The following is a 25,420-nucleotide window of genomic DNA, read 5'->3' as shown; positions in this document are numbered from 1 at the left end:
GCGCTCGGTTCACCCCCGTCAGTTCATGGTCGAGCCGACCTCCGTGGCACCGGCGACCATCAGGAAGCTGGTCACGGGCAGCGCGCCGTCCTGCCGCCGGGCCTGGTACGCCGTGCCCGGGTCGGTGCTCACGAAGGGCGGGGTGATCGAGGCGTCGGGCTGCCAGTTGTTGCCGCGGGAGACCGCCAGCTCGCCGGTGTCGGCCTTGCCGCGGGCGTTGGCGACGGCGAGGTTCTGCTGGAGCAGGACGCTGGAGTCGGGGAAGGAGTAGCCCCGGCCCTCGTTGGCGTAGGCGGTGGTGCGCAGCAGCCGCAGGGCGCCGGTGTTGCCGCCGGCGGCGAAGCCGTCCTTGGAGTTCTTCCAGGCGGCGGACGCCCGCACGACATGGGCGGGGGTGGGGGCCGAGTCGGTGTCGGCGCCGAGCTGGAAGCCGCTGCCGTCGCCCACGAAGTCGCGGATGCCCCAGCGGTTGACGCCGTTGCCCCAGGCCCAGGAGTGGTCGATGCCGACCGGGCTGGCCCACATCCACAGGTCGAGGCCGTCGTCGCTGTTGTCGAAGAAGCGCGAGCCGGTGATCACGTTGCCGGAGCCGGAGCCATGGGTGATCGCGATGCCGTCGGCCCTCTTGCCGCCGGTGGCGTCGTCGTGGTTGCCGTAGGAGTCCAGGTTCCGGATGAGGTTGCCGTCGGTGTCGTCGCCGCGGAGGGTGAACCCGGTGTCGCCGTTGCCGTGGGTGCTGAGGTTGTTGAAGACCCCGCGCGAACAGGAGGTGCAGACCAGGCCGCCGCCGGGGGCGTTGCGCAGTTCGAGGCCGGAGACGGTCCAGTAGTCGGCGCTGAGGGAGAGCAGCGAGGCGCCGTCGCGGAGCCGGGAGCCGTCGAGGCGCACCTTCTCGCCCTGGTAAGGACGCAGCTGGACGCGGTCCCCCGCGGTGCCGCTCACGGAGCTGCGCAGGGTCCGGGTCGGGTAGTACGTACCGCCGCGCACCTCGATGGTGGTGCCGGGCTTCGCCGCCGCGAACGCCCGCTCCAGCGTGCGGTACGGGGCCGCCAGCGTGCCCGTCTGGCTGTCGCTGCCGCCGGGTGCCACATAGACGGTGGTCGGGACGGCGCTCGCACCGTCCGGGGAGGCGGTCAGGTACACCCCGGCCACGGCCGATGCCACGATCACCGCGCTGCCGAGCGGCAGCGTGCGGTCCTTGCGACGGCGATGGCGTCCGCGGCTTCGCCTCACTCTCATGGCAACTCCTGTTCTGCGTCGAGAGAGCGGGCCGTGGGATCCTGGACGACCCGCTCCATGGCGTAGTTGCCGCCGATCCAGATTAGGTTGCCGCCGTATCGAGGATTCTCAGATTACGGAATCACGATCGTCCAGCGATAGGGCATGGCAGCTCTTGATCATTCTGCGACCGCATTGCCCGGCAGTCCAATTGAAGTTGACCGTTGTGCGGGATCGGGTGAGGACAGAGTGAAGGGGAGGCCGGGCGGGGCCAGTTGACGCCCGGCCTCCCCCGTTCGGGGGCGGGCGGACCGTCAGAGGCGGCCCGCGCCCGCGTCCTTGGCGACGATCCCCGGTACCGCGCCCGGTGCGTCGACGCGGGTGCGCAGGCTCGGGGTCCAGCACGCGTCGCCGCCCAGCTGCTCATCGGGGACGCCCGCGTTGTGGAGCGCGAGGAGGTCGGCCGCCTTGCCGCCGACCTGGTTGTTCTTCGCGGTCAGCGCCGTGCCCTTCCACTTCTTGATGATCTTCGCGGGGTCGACGGAGGAGGGCACCGTGAAAGCGTTGGCCTCGGCGTAGAGCTGGGACTCGACGCCGACGCCCCAGCTGTACGCGTAGCCGCTCTTCGGCGCCACGAAGTGGTTGTTGTACGCGTCGACCTTGCCGAACCGCACCCGCGGGGCGCGCTCCACGATGTTCTTGAAGAGGTTGTGATGGAGCGTGACCCGGAGCTTGCCGCGGTCGGTGGCGCCCGCGCTGTCGCTGTTGCCGATCATCAGCGTCTTGTCGTGGTCGGCGAACACGTTCCAGGACGCGGTCACGAGGTCGGCGCCGCGCACCACGTCCATCTCCCCGTCGTGCTGCTGGAACAGGCGGCCGTAGTAGCTGGGCTGGGCGCTGTCGGGGCGGCGGCCGTCGGTGAACGTGTTGTGGTCGACCCAGACGTGGGTGGAGCCGTACACCACCAGGTTGTCGTACTCGGAGTTCCAGTTGCCGTCGTCGCCGTCGGTCGGGTCCCAGGCGGGGAAGCAGTCGTAGGCGTCCTCGAAGGTGAGGTTCCGGACGATCACGTTGTCCACGCCCCGGATCTGGAGGCTGGCGCCGAGCAGCCGGGCGTTCCGGCCGACGCCGAGGATCGTGGTGTTCGAGCCCACCTTCAGCTCGACGCGCTCGTACTGGCGGGCGGCGGACGCGGCGCGGGCGTCCTCCTGCGGGCCGGACGGCGCGGCCTTGCCCCAGGTGGCGGGGTCGTACGCGCTCAGGTACGCGTCCAGGGAGTAGCCGTCGGTCGCGTAGTCGGCGCAGGACAGCGGCTTTCCGGCGGCGTCGGTGTTGGCGTCGATCGTGCCCTTGACGTAGATCAGCCTGGGGGTGGCGTCCCCGTCGCCGAGGGCCTTCACCAGCTCGGCGCGGTTGGTGACGGTGAAGGTGTGCGCCGTGTCGGCCTTGGCGCCGCCGGTGGTGCCGCCGTCGGCGGAGGCCCAGCCGTCCCCGGCCGGGAGGGCGCCCCCGGGCGACTGGGCGGCGGCCGACGGGCCCTGGGCCACGCCGAGGGCGAGTGCGGCACAGCCGAGCACGGCGGCCACGCGGGCATGACGTCTGAACATGACGGCTCCTGAAAAGGAAAGGGGGGGAGGGGTGGCGGAGTGGCGGGGTCGCGCTACCAGGTGATCCAGCTGTCCGGGACCACGGCGTCCAGCCGCCGGACCTCGCGCGGCCGCAGCACCCGCCGGGCCACCAGCTCGCGCGCGACGAGCCGGGCCACCTCGATCGCGCCGTGCGGCTGGAAGTGGGTGTTGTCCTGGAGCCCGCTCGGGTAGTTGGGCGACTCCCCCGGCTCCAGCCAGTCGAAGTAGTCCTTGGTGGCCTCGGGCCCGAGCCGCTGCCACAGCGCGATGCTGGACGCCTGGATGTCGAGCAGCGGTACGCCCTCGGCGCGGGCGAGGCGGCGTACGGCGTCGGGGTACGCGCCGTGGGTGGGCTGGGCGTTGCCCGCGGCGTCGAACTTGCGGCGCTCGACCGAGGTCAGCAGCACGGGGCGGGCGCCGCGCTCGCGCGCACCGTCGAGGTAGAGCCGCAGATACTGCGGATACGTGGTCTGCGGATCGGTGCCGCGCGCCGGGTCCTCGGTCTTCTCGTCGTTGTGGCCGAACTGGACGAGGAGGAGGTCGCCGGGGCGGAGGGCGGCCAGGATGGGCGCGAGCCTGCCCTCGTCGTAGAAGCTCTTGGAACTGCGGCCGTTGACGGCGTGGTTGGCGACCGTGAAGCGGTCGTCCGCCAGGAAGAACGGCAGGGCCATGCCCCAGCCGGTCTCGGGCGCGGCGGTGGGGCTCTTGGTCGCGGCGGTGGAGTCGCCCGCGAGGTAGACGGTGGTGCGGGCCCTCTTGGCGGAGGCGGCTGCCGTGCCGGTCGTTGCGGCCAGGGCGAGGGGCAACGCGCCGAGGGCGGCGGCCGCGCGTCTTCGGGTCAAGGGCATGGCAAACCTTTCGTACGGGCGTACGGGGAGGGGGACGGGGCGGCCGCCGGTGCGGTGCGGCCGCCCCGAGCACGTGGGGTGTTCGCGGCCTCTACTGGTGCTTCTTCCAGTCGGCCTGGGCCTTGTTCAGCTCGCCCGCGACCTTGTCGCAGAACGCCTTGGCGGTCATCTGGCCGAGCAGCACCTTCTGGAAGCTGGGCTCGTTGTCGGCCTTGCTGATGTTGTTCCAGTCCGGGAGGTAGTACGGCAGCTGGACGATCTTCGTCTTCGGGTCGTTCAGCGACTCCAGGGCGGCCTTGGTGGGCGGGGCCTCGCTGATCCAGCTGTCGTCCGCGGCGCCGACGTTGGCGGGGATCGCGCCGACGTCCTCGTTCCAGAGGCTGTTCATCTCCGGCGAGGCCGCGAACTCGATGAACTTCCAGGCCGCCGCCTTGTTCTTGCTCGCCTTGAAGAGGCCGAGGCCGTCGACCGGGTTGGAGACGATCGTACGGGCCGATCCGGCCCGGGACGGGGGCAGCGGTATGCCCGCGACCTTGTCCTTGCCGAGCTGCTTGACGTGGTCGACGTAGGAGCCGAGGTTGTGCTGGAGCATGCCGATGTCGCCCTGGTCGAACTGGGCGACCATCTTGGCGAAGTCGTTGTTCAGGTCGGCGGAGGGCGTGACCTTCTTGAAGAGGGCGACGTACTTCTCCAGCGCGGCGACGTTCTTGGGGTCGTTCAGGGTCGTCTTGTCGCCGTCCCAGAACGAGGCGATGCCGGACTGGGCGTACATCATGTCCAGCGCCTGGGCGACGGAGCCCGCGCCGCCGCGGAGGGTGAAGCCGAACTTGTTCTTGCCCTTGTCGGTCAGCTTGTCGGCGGCCTTGTAGAAGGCGTCCCAGGTCGTCGGGGCGGGCAGATTCGCGGACTTGAAGAGGTCCGTGCGGTACCAGAGGGTGCCCTGGTTGGCCGAGGTCGGGACGGAGTACAGCTCCTTGTCGCCCCCGCCCGCGGCGCGGACGCTGTCCACCATGTTCTTGATCAGCTTGCCCTTGAGGGGGCTGTCCTCGATCCGGTCGGTGACCGGGTCCAGGGCGCCCTGCGCGGCGAGGTTCGCCAGGTACGCGGTGCCGACGCCGCCGACGTCGGGGAGGCTGTCGCCGCCGCTCTGGATGGCGGTGTCGTACTTGGACTGCACGTTGGTGATCGGGATCGGAACGTACTTGACCTTGATGTCGGGGTTCTTGGCCTCGAACTTGGCGATGATCTTCTTCCAGACCTTCGTCCGGGGACCGCCGTTGTTGTCCCAGAACGTGATCGTCCCCTTGCCGGACCCCTCCTCCCCGGTCGACGACCCGTCGTCACCGCACGCGGTGGCGGTGAGCCCGAGGGCGAGGACGGCGGCGGCCGCGGCGGCGGCTCTGCGGTGCGGGGATCGTTGCTTCATGGTGCGCATCTCCTGGTGTGTTGGGGTGCCCAGCCGTCCGTCCCTGCGAGGTAGTCGGCGGCCTCGTGATGGGTTGCGTCGGCCTCGTTCATCTGCGGATGTGTCGCGGCGGGGACTGTTTTCGCCGCGCCCGGTCCGGTGTTGCGGTACGCGGTGAAGCGGGCCCGCAGTGGGCCAGGGGCGCGGCCCCGGCACGGTTCGTCCCGGCTCCGCGGGGGTGGAGCGCAGCCGCGGGTCGGTGGCCGCCAGGGCGAGCACCGCCGTGGGCACGGCGCGTGGCCCAGTGCGGGCCGGGTTGTGCCCACCCGTCCCGCCCCGCGGAACGCCTGCCCACAACCCGGCGGGCTGGCGCCGCCCAGGCGCCGTTCCGGGGCGGAGCCCCGTGGGGGCGGGGGCGGAGCCCCGTGGGGGGCTGGGGGCGGAGCCCCCCAGTTTCAGGGAGGGGCGGGGTGGGGGACATGTCCATCACTCGGCTCCGTCCGTCACGTGGAAGTCGGTGAAGGCGGCGTGGCCCGGGGACGGTTGGGGGGACGTGGCGAAGAGGGCCAGGAGGGCGCCGACCCAGCGCCAGGGCGTGGCGGCGAAGACCGGGCCCGAGGGGCGGAAGCCGTCACCCGTGTCGGCGGAGAATCGGCAGCGGGCCCCGGGCCCGACCTCGATGCGGAGGCGGGCCCGGGCCTCGGGCGCCGGGCGGGGATGCTCCGCGTCCCGTTCGCGCTCCATGCTCACGCTGGCGAAGCGGTGCACCAGGCGGACACCGTCCGGCGAACGCTCCAGGCCGATCCATCCGTATGCGTCGCCAAGGACCCCCAGCCCGGCCCTGGCGCCCACGGTCCGGCTGTGCAGCGCCAGGTCCACCGTGGCCGTGAAGGATTCGGCGGGGAGGCGTTGGACCAGGACGTTCGGCAGGGCGCGCACATCCTCGGCCGCACCGTTCGGGTGGCAGGTCAGCCACAACCCCGGGCCGTCGTGGGCGGTCGTCCACTCCGGCGCCGGGTTGGCCGTCCAGGTCCACTGGGGGCCGTAGGAGCCGTCGGGGAAGGCGTCGTCCACCCCGGGAGCGCAGAGAGCCGCGGCCGTGCCCTTCGGCTTGCGGTACCAGGCCACCGGCTCGCCCCCGTCCCCCACGACCGGCCACCCGTCGCCGTCCCACTCCATCGGCTGGAGGTGCACCACCCGCCCGTACGCGCCGCGCTGCTGGAAGTGCAGGAACCAGTCCTCGCCCTCCGGGGTGGAGACCCACGCGCCCTGGTGCGGGCCGTTGACGTCGGTGCGGCCCTGGGCCAGGATCGTGCGCTCCTCGTACGGGCCGAAGAAGTCGCGCGAGCGGAAGGCGCCCTGCCAGCCGGTTTCGACGCTTCCGGCCGGGGCGAAGATCCAGAACCAGCCGTCACGCCGGTAGAGCTTGGGCCCTTCGAGGGTGAACCATCCCGGGACGGTGTCCCCGTCGACGACGCTGCGGCCGTCGTCCAGCAGCTCCCGCCCGTCGGGGCTCATGCGGTGCCCGGTGAGCCGGTTGTTCACGCCGGAGCGGGACTTGGCCCAGGCGTGGACGAGGAAGGCGTTGCCGTCTTCGTCCCACAGCGGGCAGGGGTCGATCAGGCCCTTGCCGGGCTTGATCAGGTGCGGGGCGCTCCACGGTCCGCGTGGATCGCGGGCGTTGATCTGGTGGACGCCGGTGTCGGGGTCGCCCCAGAAGATCCAGAAGCGGCCGTCGTGGTGGCGGATGCTGGGTGCCCAGACGCCGCAGTCGTGGCGCGGGAGGGCGAAGGCGTCGGCGGGTTCGAGCCGCTCCAGGGCGTGGCCGAGGAGGCGCCAGTTGACCAGGTCCCGGGAGTGCAGGATGGGCAGTCCGGGGGCGCGGCCGAAGCTGGAGGCGGTGAGGTAGTAGTCCTCGCCGACGCGGACGATGTCCGGGTCGGACCAGTCGGCGTTCAAAACCGGATTGCGGTACGTACCGTCGCCGAGGTCGGCCCGCCACACCAGCCCGCTCCCCCGCCCGCTCATACCGCCGCCCCCTTGTCCGACAGCTGCCCCGCGATCCGCGCCGCCTCGCCCCGCTCCAGGCAGCCGTCCGCGACGGCGGTGACGATGCGCCGGGTGACGGTGTCGGCGGGGGCGATGGCCAGCGGCCGACCGCGGGTGGCCAGGGCCGAGCCGATGCCGGGGTGCTCGCCGGCGCGGACGTACCAGGGCGCGGACCGGGTTTCGCCGGTCGCACCGGCGAAGACGAGCGTCCAGTCCTCGGCGGCCAGCGCCACCCAGTCCGCGGGCCGCCCGTCGACGGCGGCCTCGCCCTCGCCGCCCGCGCTGAGGACCCGCGGCGGCTGCGGGCGGCGCGGGGCGCTCCAGAAGAAGCCACCGCCGGAGGGCCCGCCGCCGATCACGACCTCCTGCCCGGTCACATTGGTGAGCGCCGTGGTGAAGTCCAGCGCCCAGCACCCCGACGACAGGGGCCGCACCGCGACCGTGCGCCGCTCCAGCAGCAGTTGGCGTCCGCGTGCCCCCCAGGACAGCTCCTCCACGAATCCGTCGGGGTCGCGCAGCAGCCAGCCCAGATGGCGCTGGCCGCCGTAGGCGTCGGGGACGGCCAGGAACACACCCGACTGGTCGGTGACGGTGATGCCGCCGAGGGTCCGTACGGGGTGCAGATACGGGCGCGGGGCGAGCGTCCCGGCGAGCTGCGGCCGGTGCACGTACGTACCGACGGGCCGGTTGTCATGGCGCAGCACCGTGCAGGGGGGACGGCTGGTGAAGGACGCCTTCATGGATGCGTTCGTGGATGCGTTCATGCGTGCGTTCATGGGTGCGGGACCTCCGCGGGGGGTGCGGCCCAGGGGGCGCGCAGTTCGGAGTACAGAGCGAGGCGCTCGGCCCCGGCGGCGACCAGCTGGTCGATGCCGGTGACGACGCGCCGCTTCGCGCCCGCCGAGCCGCCCGCCGCACCGGGTTCGGTGCGCCAGGCTCCGGCGGGCAGCGGGACCGGTGCGGGGGCGGTACGGACCGCCTCGACGACGCGCATGAACGCGCCGGTGCGGTCCGGTGGGACGAGCAGTTCGGTGCCGTCGCGCAGATGAGCCGCCAGATTCTCCAGCAGGTCGGTGCGCGCGAAGTCGGTGGTCTCGGGGGGCGCTCCCGCGCGCTCGACCCGGACCCGGTCCTGCTTGTACCAGAAGGTGATGCGGCCCTGGTCGCCGTGGACGACGACGTACGGCTCGCCGGGTTCCTCCGCGCACAGGGTGACGGCGGCGGTGAGGGTGGTGTGCCAGCAGGTCCGGATGCGCAGGCAGGAGGTGTCGTCGGCCTCGATGTCGTTGGCCCGGTACAGCTCCAGTTCCAGGGCGGCGATGTCCTCGGCGCGGTCGGCGCCGTCGATGCGCAGGGCGGTGGCGACGGCGTGGGCGAGGGGGTTGGTGAGGACGCCGTCGACGACGTCGCGGCCGCCGAGGGTGCGGTGCCCGGCCCAGGGGGCGCGGGTGTAGTAGTCCTCGTCGCGTGCCCAGGCCCCGGCGGCGCCGATGCCCCGTACGGTCCCGATGGCGCCGTCGGCGATGAGTGCGCGGATGGCGGGCAGGGCGTGGGAGCCGAGGGACTGGAAGCCGATCTGGCAGACGGCGCCGAGGGCGGCGAGCCCGTCGCTCAGCCGGGTGAACTCGGCGTACGAGGGCGTGGGCGGCTTCTCCAGCAGCAGATGCGCACCGTTCGCGGCGGCGGTGAGGGCGAGGTCGGCGTGGGTGTGGATGGGGGTGCAGATCACGGCGATCCGGGCGCCGGTACGGGCCACCAGCGCGCCGAGGTCCCCGGACTGCTCCGGCGAGGGCCCGGACCCGCCGAAGTCGCCCAGCTCCTCCGCGTCGAGCGGCCGGAGTTCGCACACCCCGGCCAGCCGCACCAGCCCCTCCCCCGCCAGCCGCCGGATGTTCTCCAGGTGCCAGCGGCCGTGTCCCCGCGCGCCGGCGAGGACGACGGGCACGGGTGCGTGCCCCTGATGCGTCGTGCGCATGCTCGGACCTCCTTGTCCGCGAAACATCGACCGGGGGTCAGCCCTTGACCGCGCCCGCGCTGAAGCCGGTGATCAGCCACTTCTGGATGAAGGCGAAGACGATGACGACCGGCACCGCCGCGATCACGCCCCCGGCCGCGAGGGCGCCCAGGTCGACGCTGTCGGCGCCGATGAGGGTGTTGAGGCCGACCGGGATGGTCTGCATGTCCTGCGAGCTGAGGAACATCAGCGCGAACAGGAAGTGGTTCCAGCTGTGCACGAAGGCGAAGGAGCCGACCGCGATCAGGCCTGGCCGCAGCAGCGGCAGCACCACCGCGCAAAAGGCCCGCAGCCGTCCGCAGCCGTCGACCCAGGCCTGTTCCTCCAGGGAGACCGGCACGTTCTTGATGAAGCCGCTGATGAGGATGATGGACAGCGGCAGTTGGAAGACGGTCTCCGCGATGATCACACTCCCCAGCGAGTTGATCATCTGGAGGTTCTTGAAGATCTCGAAGAGCGGTACGAGCATCAGCGCGCCCGGGATGAACTGCGAGGCGAGCAGGGCCAGCATGAAGCCCTTCTTGACCCGGAAGTCGAAGCGGGCGAGCGCGTAACCGCCCGCGAGCGCGACCACGGTCGTCATCAGCAGCGAGGCGACGCCGACGATCATGCTGTTCTGGAAGAACGTCCCGAAGGCGCGCTCGTTCCAGACCTTCGCGAAGTGCTCCCCGGTGACCGGCCACGGCACCAGCGAGGTGGAGCCCGCGGGGCGGAGCGCGAAGAGCAGCATCCAGTAGAACGGGATCAGGGTGAACAGCAGGTACAGGCCCAGCGGCGCGTAGATCTGCCAGCGCGGTACGCCGTCGTCGAGCGAGCGGCCGCGCCGCTTGCCGGTGGCGGCGGGCGGGACGGGGGCTGCGGGGGCGGCCTCGGACCGGTGGTCCTGCTCCGCAGTTACGGCGGTCACTTGGTGTCGCCTCCGAACTTGCTCAGGCGCAGATAGAGGATCGAGCAGAAGAGGAGGATCACGAAGGCGACCGTGGTCAGCGCGGAGGCGTAGCCGAAGTCATGGCCGTTGATCCCGGTGTTGGCGACGTACAGCGGCAGCGTGGTGGTCTGCCCGGCCGGGCCGCCGCCGGTGAGGGTGTAGAGCAGGTCGACGTTGTTGAACTCCCACACCCCGCGCAGCAGGGTCGACAGCACGATGGCGTCCTTCAGGTGCGGCAGCGTGATGTGGAAGAACTGCCGGGCCCGCCCGGCGCCGTCGACCGAGGCCGCCTCGTACAGGTCCTTCGGGATGGACTGGAGGTCGGCCAGGATGAGGATGGCGAAGAAAGGGACGCCGCGCCAGAGTTCGGCGAGCACGGCCGCCCAGAAGACGGTGCCGGTGTCGGAGAGCACGGAGGTGCCGTACGAGCCGATCCCGGCGTCCGCGAGATAGCGGCTGATGCCGGTCGACGGGTTGTACAGCAGCATCCAGATGGTGGTGGTCAGCACCCCGGAGACGGCCCAGGGCGAGAAGACCAGGGCGCGGGCGATGCCGCGTCCGATGAAGGTCTGGTTGACGATCAGGGCGAGCGCGACGCCGAGGACGAGCTGGAGCAGCACCTCGGTGACGACCCATTTGCCGCTGAAGGCGAGCGTGTCCCAGAACTGCGGGTCGTCGGTGAAGATGCGGGTGAAGTTCTCGAAGCCCGCGTAGCCGTTCCGCCAGGGCTTGGTGACGTTGTAGTTCTGGAGGCTGTAGTAGAGGACGCTGAGCATCGGGTAGGCGATGAAGCCCAGCATCAGCAGCCCGGCGGGGGCGATCAGCAGGTACGGGAGGCGGCGTGGTGCCGTTCCCGTACGGCGCCGGGTGCCGCGGGGGGCGACCCGGGGTTGTTTCGCCACGGCGTCGGCCATGACTGCGTCTCCGTTCTCAGGGGGAAGCGCTTACTGCCGGGTTCCCTCCAGCGGGGAAGCGCTTTCCGTACGTTGTTCGAGATACCGTGCAAAAATTTTTCGGTCAGCCCGCGTACGGTTCCGGCACCGCACCGTCCCGGGCCAGGAAGCGGAAGTCGCAGCCGGTGTCGGCCTGGGTCATCTGGTCCTGGTAGAGCGCCCCGTAGCCGCGTCCGTAGCGGGGCGGCGGGGCGGTCCATGCCGCGCGGCGCCGCTCCAGCTCGGCGTCGTCCACCTCCAGCCGCAGCACCCGCGCCGCCACGTCGAGCGTGATCAGGTCGCCGTCGCGGACGAGGGCGAGCGGTCCGCCGATGTACGACTCGGGGGCGATGTGCAGCGCGCAGGCGCCGTAACTGGTGCCGCTCATCCGGGCGTCGGAGATCCGCACCATGTCCCGCACCCCCTTCTTCAGCAGGTGGTCGGGGATGGGCAGCATGCCGTACTCGGGCATGCCGGGCCCGCCGAGCGGTCCGGCGTTGCGCAGCACCAGCACGGTGTCCTCGGTGATGCCGAGGCCGGGGTCGTTGATGGTGGCCTGCATCGTCTTGTAGTCGTCGAAGACGACGGCGGGCCCGGTGTGCTTGAGCAGATGCTGATCGGCGGCGATGTGCTTGATGACCGCGCCGTCCGGGCACAGGTTGCCGCGCAGCACCGCCACCCCGCCCTCCTCGGCCAGCGGGTTGTCGCGCGGCCGGATGACCTCCGGGTTGTGCACGAGGGCGCCGTCGAGCTGTTCGCGCAGGGTGGCGTGGGCGGCGGTGGGGCGGTCCAGGTGCAGCCGGTCGGCGAGCCGGGAGAGGAAGCCGGGCAGTCCCCCGGCGAAGTGGAAGTCCTCCATCAGAAAGCGGCCGCCGGGCCGCAGATCGGCGAGGACGGGCACGGTACGGGCGATCCGGTCGAAGTCGTCCAGCGTGAGCCGCACCCCGGAGCGCCCGGCCATGGCGATCAGGTGGATGACCGCGTTGGTGGAGCCGCCGAGCGCGAGCACGGTGGTGACCGCGTCCTCGTACGCGTCCCGGGTGAGGATCTGGGAGAGCTTGAGGTCCTGCCAGGCCAGTTCGACGATGCGCATCCCGGAGGCCGCGGCCATCCGCTCGTGCGCGGAGTCGACGGCCGGGATGGACGAGGCGCCCGGCAGGGTCACGCCCAGCGCCTCGGCGGCGGCGGTCAGCGTGGAGGCGGTGCCCATGGTCATGCAGTGGCCGGGCGAGCGGGCGATGCCGCGCTCCAGCTCGGCGATCTCGCAGTCGCCGATGAGCCCGGCGCGCTTGTCGTCCCAGTACTTCCACATATCGGTGCCGGAGCCCAGCACCTCGTTGCGCCAGTGCCCCGGCAGCATCGGCCCCGCGGGCACGAAGACGGTCGGCAGATCGGCGGTGGCGGCGCCCATGAGCAGCGCCGGGGTGGACTTGTCGCAGCCGCCCATCAGCACGGCGCCGTCCACCGGATAGGAGCGGAGCAGTTCCTCGGTCTCCATGGACAGCAGATTCCGGTAGAGCATCGGAGTCGGCTTCTGGAAGGTCTCGGAGAGGGTGGAGACCGGGAATTCGAGCGGGAAGCCGCCCGCCTGCCAGACCCCGCGCTTGACCGCCTGCGCGCGGTCGCGCAGATGGACGTGGCAGGGGTTGATGTCGCTCCACGTGTTGAGGATCGCGATGACCGGCTTGCCGAGGTGTTCCTCGGGCAGATAGCCGAGCTGGCGGGTGCGGGCCCGGTGGCTGAAGGTGCGTAACCCCTCCGTGCCGTACCACTGGTGGCTGCGCAGCTCCTCGGGTCTTCTGCGTGAACCCTCGGCCCCTCCTCGGGCCTCGGCCTCTCCCTGGGCCTCGGCCTCTCCGCTGGGGCCGCTCACAGCGCCCACCCCTCTATCAGCGCGGCCACCTCGGCGCGCTGCGGCTCCGGCAGCAGACGGCTGGGCGGGCGGACGTCGCGGCGGCACAGGCCGAGCGCGGCCAGCGCCTCCTTCACCACGGTCACGTTGTTGGCCGACTGCCGGGCGGCCCGCAGATCCTCGAACGGCCGGATCTGCTCCCACACCTTCATCGCGGCCGCGTAATCCCCGGCGCGCAGCGCGCCCAGCATGTCGAGCGACAGCTTCGGGGCGACGTTGACCAGCCCGGAGGTGAAGCCGGTCGCGCCGGTGGCCCAGTACGAGGGCGCGTACAGCTCGGCGAGCCCTGCGACCCACACGAAGCGGTCGAGGCCCGCGTCCCGCGCGAAGGCCGCGAAGCGGGCCGCGTCCGGGACCGCGTACTTCACGCCGATCACGTTCGGGCACGCCTCGCCGAGGCCCGCCAGCGCCGCGCCCTCGATCAGCGGGTTGCGCAGATACGGCACCACGCCCAGCTCCGGAACCGCCTCCGCGATCTCGCGGTGGTAGTCGACCCAGCCGTCCTGCGAGACGTACGGGTGCACCGGCTGGTGCACCATCACCATCTGGGCCCCGGCCTCCCGGGCGTGCCGCGCGGCGTCCACCGCCGTCGCGACGTCCTGTCCGACCCCCACCAGCACGGCGGCCCGGCCGCCCGCCTCCTCCACGCTCAGCTCGGTGCACAGCCGGCGCTCCTCCAGGGTGAGGGCGTAGAACTCCCCCGTGTTGCCGTTCGGGGTGACGGCCCGTACGCCGCCGTCGAGAAGCCGCCGCAGCAGGGCGCGGTAGGTGTCCCGGTCGACGGCGCCCGTGGCGTCGTACGGGGTGACCGGGATCGCCACGACGTCCGCGAGCGCGGTTCTCAGCGGTGTGAAGTCCATACGGACCCTCTCTAGTTCGTGTCCGGATCGGGAAAGGCCCGCTGGACGAAGGAGGAGATGTGGTGGTGCAGTGCGCGGGCGGCCCCGTCGGCGTCCCCGTCGTGCGCGCGGGCCAGGATCTCCCGGTGCTCCCGCGCCTCCCGCTCCCACGACGGCACCGCCTGCCAGGCGACGGCCGACACCAGCGCCGCCTGGTCGCGCAGTTCGTCGAGCATGCGGGTCAGCAGCGGGTTGCCGCAGGGGAGGTAGAGCGAGCGGTGGAAGTCCCGGTTGGCCAGCGACCGGTCGGCCGGGTCGGCCGCCGCGTCCGACCGCTCCAGCGCGGTCCCCGCCGCCGCGAGGCTCGCCCGCGCGGTGACGGTCCGCCGCAGTGCCTCGGGCTCCAGCAGCAGCCGTACGTCGTACACGGCCCGTGCCATCGCGGTGTCGACGGTCCGGACGGTCGCGCCCTTGTACTCGCTCATCACCACCAGGCCCCGGCCCGCCAGGGTCTTCAGCGCCTCCCGCACCGGCGTCTTCGACACCCCGAACTGGGAGGCCAGCTCGGTCTCCACGAGCGGCTGCCCAGGCCGCAGCCGTCCCGTCAGGATGGCGTGCTTGACCGCTTCCAGCACGTACTGAGTACGGGACGGAATCGGGCTGGGGGCGATGTCCATGGGGGCTCTCAGATCTCGCGTATCGCGTCTCATATATGACGTACGAAGTACGACGCGATGAAGTTAGGGCGGCCCGGGGGATTCGTCAACGGCCCTGACGAAACTTCAACTTTCCGCGCAGGTAACGTCATCGGAATGCGAGTGGGCTCCCCGACGACACGCCTGATCCTGCTGCGCGGCAACTCCGCGTCCGGCAAGTCCTCCGTCGCCGCCGAGCTGCGCGCCCGCTACGGGCGGGGCCTCGCGCTGGTCGGCCAGGACGTGCTGCGGCGGGACGTCCTGCGCGAGCGGGACGTCCCGGACGGCGCGAACATCGGGCTCATCGACACCGTCGCGCGCTACGCCCTCGACCACGGCTACCACGTGGTGGTCGAGGGCATCCTGTACGCGGCCCACTACGGCCCGATGCTCGACGCCCTGCGCCACGACCACCGGGGCCGCACCCACGCCTACTACCTCGACGTGCCGTTCGCCGAGACGGTCCGCCGCCACGCCACGAAGCCGCAGGCCGCCGAGTACGGCGAGGCGGAGCTGCACGACTGGTACCGCCCGCTGGACCTGCTGGCGGGCGGTACCGAATCCGTGATCCCGGCCGCGAGCGGCCTTGCCGAGACGGTGGACCGGGTGCTGCGGGAGGCGGGGCTGGCGGGGGCGTAGGAGGAGCGGTTACGACAGGGAGTCGGCGACCACGGAGGCCGCGTCCGCGATCAGCTTGTCGTCATGCTCGTCGTCCGCCCCGGGGCGGTTCGTCAGGACCGCCATGACGAGGGGCGCGGCGCCGGGGCGCCACACCACGGCGATGTCGTTGCGGGCGCCGTAGCCGAAGCCGCTGCCGGTCTTGTCGCCCACCTCCCAGCCCTTGGGCACCCCGGCCCTGATCAGGGCGTCGCCGGTCGTGTTGGTCTTCAGCCAGGTGGTGAGCTGGGCGCGTTCGGGTGTACGGAGGACGTCGCCGAGGGCGAAGGTCCGCAGGTCCTTGGCGAGCGCGCGCGGGGTGGTCGTGTCGCGCTTCTCGTCCGGGGTCCAGCGGCTCAGGTCGGGCTCGACGCGATCCATCCGGGTCACGTCGTCGCCCACGCTCCTGACCTCGCGTTCGAGCGCCTTGGGCCCGCCGAGCGCGTCGAACATCAGGTTGGCCGCGGTGTTGTCGCTGTAGCGGACGGCGGCGTCGCACAGCTCGCGCAGGGTCATGCCGGTGTCGACGTGCTTCTCGGTGATGGGCGAGTTGTCGACCAGGTCGTCGCGGGAGTACGTGATGACCTTGTCCATCCCGCTCAGGCCGTACTTCCGCAGCACGGCCGCGGCGGAGATCGCCTTGAACGTGGAGTGGAAGCCGAAGCGCTCACCGTCCCGGTAGGCCACCTCGCGCCCGGTGCCGGTGTCGATGGCGTAGATGCCGAGCCGTGCGTCGTAACGGCGCTCCAGGGCCTTGAGCTCGCCGCTGTACGGCTTCGCGGCGGGCTTCGCGGCGGGTGCGGACGACGCGGCCGCGGGCGTGGACGCCGTGGCGCTGCCCTCCCCGCAGGCCACGAGCGGGACGAGGGCGAGCGCGGTGAGCGCACCGAGGGCGGTGCGGCGGGCACGGGTGAACAGCATGGAACAACCTCCAAGGGCCGTTGCTGGTCGATGAGTTGCGAACACCCTCATCGGCGGGCACTCATGCGGTCCAATACGCCCGAGCGCCGCTTCATGCGGATCTGGCATAGCTGATCTGGCATAGGGTTGCGCGTTGTGGATCTCGTGGGGGCATGCCGTGCGTTCGTCAGTGTGAGCGAGCACGGCAGTTTCACGGTCGGGGCGGCCGCGGCCCGGATGTCCCAGTCGGTGGCCAGCCGCCGCGTCGCCGCGCTGGAGGAACGCTTCGGTGAGCCGCTGTTCGAGCGCACGTCGCGGCGGGCCGTCCTGACCCCGTTCGGCCGGGACATGCTGCCCACGGCCCGGCATCTCGTCCAGGCGGCGGACGTGCTGCTGCACGAGGCCGAGGCCGTCAAGCGCAAGCCGTGGCGGCTCGCCGTGCCGGGCATCTGCTCGACGGCCGGTCTCGCGCGGCTCATGGCGGAGGCGCGGGGGCTCGGCGTCACGCTGGAGCTTCGGGTCGCGGCCCCCGCGCGGCGCCGGGAACTCCTCCACGCCGAGCAGGTCCGCGCGGCCCTCCTCGCGGTGCCGCCGGACGACGCGGCGTGGTCCGTACCGCTCGGGCTCGCCGGTGCCGTGGACCCCGGGGTGCGGCGCGTCTATCTGGAGACCCTGCGGGTCGGCCGGGCCGCCCCCTCCGGCCCGGCCCGCCGTGTCTGGATCCAGCCGGAGGACGACGTACCGCACATCCGTGATCCGCTGACCAGGCTGCGCGACGCGGTCGGCCTGCGGCCCGCCCAGCTCGTCGCCGCGACCGACCTGACCACGGCCGTGGCGGAGGCCCTGCGCACCCACGACGTACTGCTGTGCTCGCGCGCGCAGGCCGAGGAGTGGGACCTGCGCTGGCGGCCGGTGGGCGGACTGCCGCTCAGCCGCGGATACGCCCTCGTCGCCGCGGAGGGCAGTCCACAGCACATCGAAGCGCGGCTGGGCGGGGCCATGGCCCGTTGCCTGGGCGCCGAGACGACCGGACAGGGAGCGAAGTGAACACCGAAGCGCTGCTTCACGACATGCGGCAGCAGTTGCGGGACGGCGGTCTGCGCGGCTGCTTCCTCGTACGCGACCTGGACACGGGCGAGGAGCTGGGCATCGACCCGGACACCCAGCTGCCGTCCGCCTCCCTGGTCAAGGTCCCGCTGGCGCTCGCCACGGTGGAACGCATCCGGCGCGGCGAGCTGGACGGGGCGACGATGCTGGACGTGCAGCCCGGCGGGATCACCACGCCCGGGCCGACCGGGCTGAGCCGTTTCCGCCACCCGGCGCGGGTGGCGGTCGACGACCTGCTGTACCTGAGCACCTGCCTGAGCGACGGCACCGCCGCGGACGCGCTGTTCGCCCTCACCCCGCCCGCCCGGGTGGCCGACATCCTCCACGAGCTGGGGTTACGGGACATCACCGTCCGCCACACCATGAACGAGCTGTCCGACACCCCCGTCGAACGCTTCGACACCGCCCAGGTCCACCTGGCCCACGCCCTCGCCATCGGCGCCGGAACGGGCGGCCGCGGCCACCGGGTCCCGCAGCTCGACACGACCCGCGCCAACACGGGCAGCGCCCGTTCGTACGTCGACCTGCTCCAGGCCCTGTGGACCCCGTCGGCGATCCACCCCGAGGTGGCGGAGCGGGTACGGGCCCTCATGACCCACAACGTGCTCCGGCACCGCCTGGCCCCGGACTTCAGCTCGGACGCCACCACGTGGTCCTCCAAGACCGGCACCCTGCTGAACCTGCGCCACGAGGTGGGCGTGGTCGAACACGCCGACGGCCAGACCTTCGCGGTCGCGGCCCTGACGGAATCGGAGGTCCCGGCAGCCGTCCAACCGGGCGCGGAAGCCCTGATGTCCCAGGTGGCCCGATCCCTGCGCGACCATCTGCGCCAGCTATGACGGGGTGCCGTGCCCCTGACGGTTTCGCGGGCGGGTGCGGCTGAGTGGCCGGGTTGTGCCCACCCGTTCCTCCCCCAGCTACCGCTGGGAGGTGCCCCCTCCGGGTCCAGCTCCCAACCCCTCCGGCGTTTGAGGAGCGGGGGCCGGGGCAGAGCCCCGGTTCGGGAAGGGGCGGGGTGGGGAAAGACCCCCCGCCCTAGATCACGCGGAACAGATCAGCCGCGACGTGCACGTCCGTGAAGTCCTCCACCACACGAAGGTTGTCGCACAACGCCTCCAGCACCGACCCCTCCCCGGCGACCCCCACCGCACCGACCGCCACACCGAACACCCGGAACCCCAACGCCCGCTTCGCCTCGTTCCACCCCCGCATCCACTCCTCCGTGACCCCGCACTCGTCATCGGTGATCATCACGATGTCGCCACGCCGCCGGGCCGCGTCGTTGAACTCCTCCTCCAGCAGCCCGCTCGCCACCGTCAGCGGCGCCTGATAGCTGGTCCCGCCGCCGAGGAAGGTCTCCGCGAAGTCCAGGACCCGTTCGACACCAACGGGCTGGTCGTCAGCCGGGAAGCGGAAGATCCGGATCTTGTCGGCGGACGAGAAGAGAACGCCGACGAAGTCACGCCCCGCATGCCGGGCCTGATCCAGCAGCGCCAGCGCGCACGCCTTGGCCCACGCCTCCCGGGTGCCCCCGCCGGGCCCCGCCTCGTACATGGAGTGCGAGGTGTCCACGCACGCGATGATGGCGCCCTGCCCGGTGGGCTGCTCGCCCTGGCTGTCGTACAGCATCAGCTCCCCGGCGGCGTAGCGCGCGGCGAACACCGCGCGCAGCTCCGGCAGGCCGAGGTTGGCCAGTTCGGAGGGGATCACGCGGGAGAGGTCGTCGCCGAGGGTGACGCCGACCAGTTCCCCGGCGGCGTTCTCCACCCTGCGGGCGCGCTCGCCGTCGGCCATCTGCCGGAAGCGGCCGATGAGTTCGGCCCACCGCGCGAGGCGGCCGGTGCGCAGCCGCTCCGCGAGCCGGGCGCGCTGGTCGAACGGCATCCGCTCGGTCTCGCCGGGTCCGACGCCCCACGCCCGCACCAGCGCACCCTCCTCCCGTACGGCCTCGGCGGCCGTCGCCGCCGCGTTCCGGGCGGCGGCGCGGAGGCCCGGGGCGGCCGCCGCGAGGGCCTGCGCGGCAGCCCGTTCGGCCTGCCGCGCGGCGGCCTCGGCGGCTTCGGCGCCCGCGATGGCCCGTCGTACGGCGTCGGCGGCCGGGCCCTGAGCGTCAACGGCCTGCTGAAGCGCCTCGCTCACTGCGGCCGCCGCACCCGCCACGTCCCGCTGGGCCTCCGCCGCCCGCCCGGCCCGTGCCTGGGCCTCCCGGGCCCGTTCCAGCATCGCGCGCAGCGCGGCGGCCTGGGCGAGGACGGCCATGGCGGCGGCGTAGGGGTCACCGGCCGTCTCACGGCGCAGTTCGGCGAACTCGCGTGACTCCACCAGCGCGGTGACGATCTGGTGGTTGACCAGCCGGGAGGGGTCCATCTCGGCGCGTTCGCGCAGCCGCGGCCGGACCTTGTAGGCGGCCAGGAAGGCATCGGTGAGGAGGTCGGCGGTGTGGTCGTAGCGTGCGTCCAGCGCCTCGGCCACCTCGCGCAGTCCGGCGGACTGTTCGTACGTATCGCGCCAGGTGAAGCGGTCGAACCGGTCCGCGACAACGGCCGCGGTGTGCCGCCGTTCGGGGGCGGCGTCGGACCGGGCCAGCCACCTCCCGCCCCGGCGCGCCAGCTCGTCGAGCCCGCTCGCGCTCACGGCTGGGCCTGCACCATGCTCGCGTCCACGCCCAGCGCCTCGGTGAGCACGCGGGCGCGGACGGCACGCTGGCGGCCGGTGACCCGCTCGATGGCGGCCGTCGAACGCCCGGCTCGCGCAGCGTCCTCGCGCAGCTTCTCCAGCCGCTTTCCGGCCATGGCGAGCTTGTTGTGGGCGTTCTTGATGACCCACTCGCTCAGCGCCTCGCGCGACTGCCCGGCCATGGCGTCGAGCTGCGCCTCCAGCTCATCGAGGGCGTCGGACAGGTCGAGCGCCTCCTTGGCGTCGGGGTTGACCAGGTGCAGCACCTCGCGTTCGACGGTGGGGCGTTGGGCGGGCGAGTCCCACAGCACGTGGGTGAGCACCGACAGGTCGGTCTCGGCCACCTCCGGGCGGCCGTCGAGGTACGCGGACGCCTGGAGCAGCCCGACCGCCTGCCGCCAGCGCCGGTCGGATGCGACGAGCTCCTTACGCCGCAGGGCGGCCCGCAAGGTACACACCGCGTCGACGATCGCATCGGGAACGTCCACGTCCGGGACGGCCTCGGCCACGGCGTGCCGCAACGCCGCTAGCTCGACCGTTGTCCGCTCCGGCGCCACCGGACGGCTGACGGCCGACCGCACGAGCGCGGCGAAGTTGGACGGGTCCGCCAGATACCCGACCTCGATCCGCACCAGCAGCCGGTCGTAGATCGCGGCTGAATCCTCCCCGCTGGGCAGTTCGTTGCTCGCGGTGATGGCTCCGATCAGGGGGCACCGGATCGGCTCGCCGCCGCTCTCGGGGTGGTAGATCCGCTCGTTGAGATAGCCCAGCGTCTCGTTGAGCGCGGCGGTGGAGCACTTGAAGATCTCGTCGATGAACGCGATGTGCGCGGTGGTGGCGCGGCCGTCGTACACCTGGCGATACTCGCCCCGGGCCAGCGCGGCCACGTCGATGGGCCCGAACATCCTGGTCGGCGCGGTGAATTTCGACAGCAGGATCTCCCAGTAGGCCGCGCCGTCGACCCGGCCGGTCAGCTCCCGCGCCAGCTCGGACTTCGCGGTCCCGGGCGGCCCGAGCACGAGTGAGTGCTGCCCGGCCAGCAGCGTCACGATCAGCGTCCGCACCACGTCGTCCCGCTCGTAGAAGCGGTCAGACAACTCGTCGCCGATCGCCCGCAGCCGCTTGGCCGTGTCCTGCGGATCCTGCGCGTCCACGCTCAACTCGTCCACCGCAGCAGCCTATTGGGCTGCGGTGGTGGTACGCCGCACCAGAGTGCCACCGAGGATTTCGCGAGCGGGCGCGGCCGAGTGGGTGAGTTGTGCCCACCCGTTCCTCCTCCAGCTACCGCTGGGAGTGCCCCTCCGCGGAACGATTGCCCACAACCCGGCCCTCAGGCGCGCGGGCTCGGGGCGGATGTGCCACCACCGGGCCGGAGAAGCCCCGCCCCCAGCACCTCGCGCGATCGAGCAGCCGGGTCCGGAGCGGAAACCACCCTCAGCCCGTCTGGCGCTTGACCAGCGGGGCCCGAAAACGGAGATACCCCACCCCCAGCCCCTCCGGCGCTTGAGGAGCGGGGCCCGGGGCGGAGCCCCGGTTCGGGAAGGGGCGGGGCGGGGAAAAACCTCACCCCAGACGAGCCAGCGCCTTCCGCACCTCCACCAAGTCCCCATCCGACGCCAACCCCGCGTGGTAAAGCCGAATCTCATCCGCGCCCAGCTCGGCCGCATGCACGGCGTCGTCCACGAGCGACGACGGCCGACCACCCATCCCCGCCACCACCGTGAAGTTCGCGGCGAGCACCGTCCCCTCCCGCCGGTGCGGAACGAACGGCGGGAGCACCGCGGCACGCACCGCCGCATCACCCGTGCACGGCAGCACCACCCCATCCGCGTGCCCCAGCACATCCGCCGGATCAACGCCGACGTTGGCCCCGACCGCCCGCCGATCCGGCACGGCATGCAGCAGCACCTGAAAACCGGGACCGGACGCCGCACCCCGCACCGCCGCCACCGCATCCCGCTGCAACCCGCTCGCGACCCCGTCCCGCCACGCCGCGAAAACCCCCGCCACATCCGCGTCCAGCACCCCAGGCGCGCCCACACCCGCCCACACCGGTTCCAGCGCCCGCCGCACGGCGCCCCGCAACTCCCCCGGGTCCGCCCCCAACCCCTCGTACCCAGCACAACAGCACTCGCAGAAGCACAGCGACATCAAGTACTGCGCCTCCGCCCCCAGCCCCACTCCCCCGATCTTGTCGTGGGCGTGCAGATGGGCAAGGCCGTACCAACCGCACGACTCCAGCTCGACGCCCGCCGCCCCCGGCCGCACCGAAGCCTCGACCGCCAGGTCGACCAGGTACTCCCGCACCTCGGGCCGCCCGATGCACGGCGCCCACGGATAGCGGTCCCCGTACACGTTCCGCACCGACGTGCCCGGATGCTCGTCCCCCATCCGGGAGTTATGGGCCAGCACGACCCACGCGTGCACCTCAAGACCGGCGCCCGCCAACGCCTCCGCGGCCTCCCCGAAGGGGTCGGAACCGGCCACCCACGCCTGCTCATGGGGCCGCAGCGCACGCCCGGCCCACCGCCCCGCCGTATCCGGCGGATACAGCACCGCCGCGTGCCGAGCCGTCACGATCCGGTGCTCGGGGTGCCGAGGCGTCAGGGCCCGCGTCGAGTGATAAGCCGACGCGAGGGTCACCTGCCGCACCCCCAAGTCGGCGATCCGCGAAGCCGCGTCCGGATCCCCGACCACATCCCACGGATATACGAACGCAGAGGCCCTCACCGCGCGCCACCCTCCCCCACCAGCTCCATGCCCCGCTCGATGAGCCCGGCCAGCTCCTTCACATGCGCCGCGCTCGGCTCGCTCAGCGGCGACCGCACCTCGCCCACATCCAGCCCGCGCAGCCGTACCCCGGCCTTGACCAGCGATACGGCGTATCCCCGCCCCTGGTTCCGCAGTTCGACGAGCGGCCGGAAGAAGCCGTCCAGCAGCTGGTTGACGACAGCGTCGTCCCCGGCCGTCAACGCCCGGTGAAAGGCCAGCGCGACCTCCGGCACAAAGCAGAAGACGGCCGACGAATACAGCGTCACCCCGATCGACCGGTACGCCAGCCCGGTCAGCTCGGCGGTGGGCAGCCCGTTGAAGTAACGGAACCCCTCCTCCGCACCCGCCTCCCGCACCGCGCTCACGATCCGCTGCATCAGGTCCAGATCGCCGAGCCCGTCCTTCAGCCCGATGATCCCCGGTACCCGCGCGAGCCGCACGACGGTCTCCGGCGCGAAGACTGCGTTGTCCCGCTGATAAACAACGACATCCAGATCAGTGGCCCCGGCCAGCGCCGTGTAGTGGCGGATCAGCCCATCCTGGTCGGCCACCACCAGATACGGCGGCATGGCGAGCAGCCCGTCGGCCCCCGCCCGCTCCGCCAGCTTGGCGTACTGGACGGCCAGCGCCGTCCCGTATCCGGCGCCCGCGACGACCGGCACCCGCACCCCGCCCGCGGCCTCGACGGCCGCGGCCTCCTCGACCGCCACCGTGACGCAGTCGTGGAATTCCTCGGGGGTCAGCGCGTGGAACTCCCCCGTACCGCAGCACGCGAAGACGGCCCCCGCGCCCGCCTCGATGCCGCGGCGCACATGGGTGCGGTACACGTCGAGATCGAGGGCGCCATCGGGCCCATAGGCGGTCACGGGGAAGAACAGCAGTCCGTCAAGGCGCTCGGCGAGCGATGCCGAGCCTGAGGGGGCTGTGGTCACGGGCTCTCCCTGTCGCGTGCACGTTTCTGACCGACATCTATATTCATGAACGCACACACCGTAAGGTAGTCGTCGCATACGGGTCAAGGGTCGGGGCGCGCATCGATCACCCTTGACGCCACCCCCTGCAATCCCTACGTTGTCCATGCATCTGAACAAGATGCACATATACGTCCTACGTCGCATCCGTACGGAGGAGATCCGCCCATGTCCGCGCCCGCCCCCCGCACCATCCTCCTCACCGGCGCCGCCGGCGGCATGGGCACCCTGATGCGCGAGCTGCTGCCCCCGTACGGCTACGAGCTGCGCCTGCTGGACATGGCGCCCGTCCCCGACGCGCCCGACGCGATCATCGCCGACCTCGCCGACAAGGACGCGCTGCGCCGAGCCGTCCAGGGCGTCGACGCGATCATCCACCTGGCGGGCATCTCGCTGGAAGCCCCGTTCGAGAAGATCCTCCAGGCCAACATCCAGGGCACGTACAACCTCTACGAGGCGGCCCGCGAGGCGGGCGTCCGCCGGATCGTCTTCGCCTCCAGCAACCACGCCGTGGGCTTCACGCCCCGCCCCGACGGCGACGACGCCCCGCTGATCCCGATCGACACCCCGCGCCGCCCGGACACCTACTACGGCATCTCCAAGTCCTTCGGCGAGGACCTGGGCTCGTACTACTGGGACAAGTACGGGATCGAGACCGTCGCCATCCGCATCGGCTCCTGCTTCCCCGAGCCGACGAACGTCCGGATGCTGTCCATCTGGATGAGCCCGGCCGACGGCGCCCGCCTGCTGCACGCCGCCCTCACCGCCGAGGACGTCGGCTACACCGTCGTGTACGGCAGCTCGGCCAACACCCGCCTGTGGTGGGACCTGTCGTCCGCCCGGGCGCTGGGCTACGACCCGCAGGACGACTCGGAGCCGTACGCCGCCCAGCTCATCGCCGAACAGGGCGAACTGGACCCGGCCAACCCCGACCACGCCAACCTGGGCGGCGCGTTCTGCACCAACCCGCCGATCTGGCCCCACTGACAGCGCACGCGCGCACGAAACGGCCGGACGGGTCAGGTCAGGTCAGGGCCAAGAGGCTGACGGCCACGGCGGCGGTGCCGAGGCCGACCAGCTGGCCGCGGTGGATTCGCTCGGCGAGGACGCCGCGGGCGAGGAGGACCGTACCGGCCGGGTAGAGGGCGGTGATCACGGCGACGACGGCGAGGTCGCCGCTGCGGGAGGCGAGCAGGAAGAGGAGGTTCGCGAGGGAGTCCAGCACGCCCGCGGTCGCCGACATCGCGTACGCGGGCCGCTCGGGGCCCAGCGTGCGGCGCAGCAGCCCGGCCGCGGTCAGGGTGACGGCGGAGGCGACCGCACGGCCGACGAGCAGCGGGGCCACGCCGCTGTCGGACGGGGCCTGGTGGAGGCAGACCAGCTGGAACGCGATGGCGGCGCCCGCGCCGAACGCCAGCAGCAGGGCGGTACGGGAGGGGCGGGCCGCGCCCGCGCCGTGGCCCGCGCTGACCAGGACGACCGCGACGAGCGCGAGCGGCAGCCCCACCAGCCCGGCGGCGCCGAGGTGTTCGCCCTGGAGCAGGCCCACGGTGACGGGCAGCGCGGCGGAGACGAGCGCGGTCAGGGGCGAGAGCACGTTCATGGGGCCGATCGCCAGCGTGCGGTAGAGCAGGGCGAACGCGGCGGCCGAGGCGACGCCGGACGCGGCGCCCCAGCCGAGGACGGCCGGGCCGAACGAGGCGCCGAGCAGCGGCCACAGCAGCAGCTCGATCGCGAGGCTCGCCGGGGCCGCGACCATCACGGTGCGCAGCACATGGGCCTTGCGGGCGCCGAGGCCGCCGAGGAAGTCGGCGCACCCGTACGCGAGCGAGCTGCTCAGGGCCAGCAGCAGTGCGATCACGGCACATC

Annotated in this window: 22 protein-coding genes; 4 read left to right on the top strand and 18 right to left on the bottom strand. The window is 72.2% G+C overall.

Annotated elements, in window-relative coordinates; translation table 11 throughout:
* Positions 1–18: 18 nt before the first annotated feature.
* From ACH4TL_RS30910 to ACH4TL_RS30855, 12 genes are all read right to left on the bottom strand, one after another.
* Positions 19–1,239 carry a right-handed parallel beta-helix repeat-containing protein gene (locus tag ACH4TL_RS30910; protein ID WP_398323177.1) on the bottom strand — a complete coding sequence of 407 codons (1,221 nt, stop codon included), beginning with the start codon at positions 1,237–1,239 and terminating at the stop codon, positions 19–21.
* 293 nt (positions 1,240–1,532) lie between these two features.
* Positions 1,533–2,825, bottom strand: a complete 1,293-nt coding sequence (locus tag ACH4TL_RS30905) for a polysaccharide lyase family 1 protein (RefSeq protein ID WP_398323174.1) — start codon at positions 2,823–2,825, stop codon at positions 1,533–1,535.
* A gap of 53 nt (positions 2,826–2,878) precedes the next feature.
* The gene (locus ACH4TL_RS30900; protein WP_398323172.1) at positions 2,879–3,694 is read right to left on the bottom strand and encodes a rhamnogalacturonan acetylesterase; all 816 of its coding nucleotides are present in this window, start codon (positions 3,692–3,694) and stop codon (positions 2,879–2,881) included.
* A 91-nt stretch (positions 3,695–3,785) separates the two neighbouring features.
* On the bottom strand, positions 3,786–5,120 hold the full coding sequence (locus ACH4TL_RS30895; RefSeq protein WP_398323170.1) for an ABC transporter substrate-binding protein: 1,335 nt from the start codon (positions 5,118–5,120) through the stop codon (positions 3,786–3,788).
* A 465-nt stretch (positions 5,121–5,585) separates the two neighbouring features.
* Positions 5,586–7,127 (bottom strand): glycoside hydrolase 43 family protein, encoded by a 1,542-nt coding sequence (locus ACH4TL_RS30890; protein WP_398323168.1) that lies wholly within the window; start codon positions 7,125–7,127, stop codon positions 5,586–5,588.
* Positions 7,124–7,912 (bottom strand): DUF6807 family protein, encoded by a 789-nt coding sequence (locus tag ACH4TL_RS30885; RefSeq protein WP_398323166.1) that lies wholly within the window; start codon positions 7,910–7,912, stop codon positions 7,124–7,126. The genes ACH4TL_RS30890 and ACH4TL_RS30885 overlap by 4 nt, the downstream gene beginning before the upstream one ends.
* 8 nt (positions 7,913–7,920) lie before the next feature.
* Positions 7,921–9,123: a Gfo/Idh/MocA family protein gene (locus ACH4TL_RS30880; protein ID WP_398323164.1), complete on the bottom strand. Its 1,203-nt coding sequence runs from the start codon at positions 9,121–9,123 to the stop codon at positions 7,921–7,923.
* Between the two features lie 37 nt (positions 9,124–9,160).
* On the bottom strand, positions 9,161–10,069 hold the full coding sequence (locus tag ACH4TL_RS30875) for a carbohydrate ABC transporter permease (RefSeq protein ID WP_398323162.1): 909 nt from the start codon (positions 10,067–10,069) through the stop codon (positions 9,161–9,163).
* Positions 10,066–11,004, bottom strand: a complete 939-nt coding sequence (locus ACH4TL_RS30870; protein WP_398323159.1) for a carbohydrate ABC transporter permease — start codon at positions 11,002–11,004, stop codon at positions 10,066–10,068. Before ACH4TL_RS30870 ends, ACH4TL_RS30875 begins: the two co-directional genes overlap by 4 nt.
* Before the next feature lie 103 nt (positions 11,005–11,107).
* Positions 11,108–12,895, bottom strand: a complete 1,788-nt coding sequence (gene araD / locus ACH4TL_RS30865) for an L-arabinonate dehydratase (protein ID WP_398323157.1) — start codon at positions 12,893–12,895, stop codon at positions 11,108–11,110.
* Complete coding sequence (locus ACH4TL_RS30860) at positions 12,892–13,794, bottom strand: dihydrodipicolinate synthase family protein (RefSeq protein ID WP_398323155.1); 903 nt, start codon at positions 13,792–13,794, stop codon at positions 12,892–12,894. The genes araD and ACH4TL_RS30860 overlap by 4 nt, the downstream gene beginning before the upstream one ends.
* An 11-nt stretch (positions 13,795–13,805) precedes the next feature.
* Positions 13,806–14,450: a GntR family transcriptional regulator gene (locus ACH4TL_RS30855; RefSeq protein ID WP_398323153.1), complete on the bottom strand. Its 645-nt coding sequence runs from the start codon at positions 14,448–14,450 to the stop codon at positions 13,806–13,808.
* Between the two features lie 135 nt (positions 14,451–14,585).
* On the opposite strand from ACH4TL_RS30855, the gene ACH4TL_RS30850 reads away from it, so the two are divergent.
* Positions 14,586–15,107 carry a kinase gene (locus ACH4TL_RS30850; RefSeq protein WP_398323151.1) on the top strand — a complete coding sequence of 174 codons (522 nt, stop codon included), beginning with the start codon at positions 14,586–14,588 and terminating at the stop codon, positions 15,105–15,107.
* 9 nt (positions 15,108–15,116) lie between these two features.
* Here ACH4TL_RS30850 and bla read toward each other — a convergent pair whose 3' ends face one another.
* Complete coding sequence (gene bla, locus ACH4TL_RS30845; protein WP_398323148.1) at positions 15,117–16,046, bottom strand: class A beta-lactamase; 930 nt, start codon at positions 16,044–16,046, stop codon at positions 15,117–15,119.
* Positions 16,047–16,172: 126 nt separating this feature from the next.
* Here bla and ACH4TL_RS30840 point away from each other — a divergent pair, with 126 nt between their 5' ends.
* Complete coding sequence (locus tag ACH4TL_RS30840) at positions 16,173–17,072, top strand: LysR family transcriptional regulator (RefSeq protein WP_398323146.1); 900 nt, start codon at positions 16,173–16,175, stop codon at positions 17,070–17,072.
* The gene (locus ACH4TL_RS30835; protein ID WP_398323144.1) at positions 17,069–17,971 is read left to right on the top strand and encodes a serine hydrolase; all 903 of its coding nucleotides are present in this window, start codon (positions 17,069–17,071) and stop codon (positions 17,969–17,971) included. The genes ACH4TL_RS30840 and ACH4TL_RS30835 overlap by 4 nt, the downstream gene beginning before the upstream one ends.
* 196 nt (positions 17,972–18,167) lie before the next feature.
* On the opposite strand, the gene ACH4TL_RS30830 is transcribed toward ACH4TL_RS30835, so the two are convergent.
* From ACH4TL_RS30830 to ACH4TL_RS30815, 4 genes are all read right to left on the bottom strand, one after another.
* The gene (locus ACH4TL_RS30830; protein WP_398323142.1) at positions 18,168–19,766 is read right to left on the bottom strand and encodes a VWA domain-containing protein; all 1,599 of its coding nucleotides are present in this window, start codon (positions 19,764–19,766) and stop codon (positions 18,168–18,170) included.
* Positions 19,763–20,962, bottom strand: coding sequence for an AAA family ATPase (locus tag ACH4TL_RS30825; protein ID WP_398323369.1), 1,200 nt, complete (start codon positions 20,960–20,962; stop codon positions 19,763–19,765). Before ACH4TL_RS30825 ends, ACH4TL_RS30830 begins: the two co-directional genes overlap by 4 nt.
* Before the next feature lie 409 nt (positions 20,963–21,371).
* The gene (locus ACH4TL_RS30820) at positions 21,372–22,538 is read right to left on the bottom strand and encodes a hypothetical protein (protein ID WP_398323140.1); all 1,167 of its coding nucleotides are present in this window, start codon (positions 22,536–22,538) and stop codon (positions 21,372–21,374) included.
* Positions 22,535–23,512 carry a 5-dehydro-4-deoxyglucarate dehydratase gene (locus ACH4TL_RS30815; protein ID WP_398323138.1) on the bottom strand — a complete coding sequence of 326 codons (978 nt, stop codon included), beginning with the start codon at positions 23,510–23,512 and terminating at the stop codon, positions 22,535–22,537. Before ACH4TL_RS30815 ends, ACH4TL_RS30820 begins: the two co-directional genes overlap by 4 nt.
* Positions 23,513–23,719: 207 nt before the next feature.
* Here ACH4TL_RS30815 and ACH4TL_RS30810 point away from each other — a divergent pair, with 207 nt between their 5' ends.
* A complete protein-coding gene (locus ACH4TL_RS30810) occupies positions 23,720–24,538 on the top strand; it encodes an NAD-dependent epimerase/dehydratase family protein (protein ID WP_398323136.1) in 819 nt (272 codons plus the stop codon).
* A gap of 37 nt (positions 24,539–24,575) precedes the next feature.
* On the opposite strand, the gene ACH4TL_RS30805 is transcribed toward ACH4TL_RS30810, so the two are convergent.
* Entirely contained in the window at positions 24,576–25,412 is an 837-nt protein-coding gene (locus tag ACH4TL_RS30805) for an EamA family transporter (RefSeq protein ID WP_398323134.1), read from the bottom strand.
* Between the last annotated feature and the right edge of the window lie 8 nt (positions 25,413–25,420).

Origin of the sequence: Streptomyces sp. NPDC021115 (genome assembly GCF_044333065.1) — a bacterium.
Lineage (GTDB): Bacteria > Actinomycetota > Actinomycetes > Streptomycetales > Streptomycetaceae > Streptomyces.
The sequence above is the reverse complement of the archived record's forward strand: the minus strand, read 5'-3'. Positions and strand labels throughout refer to the sequence as shown.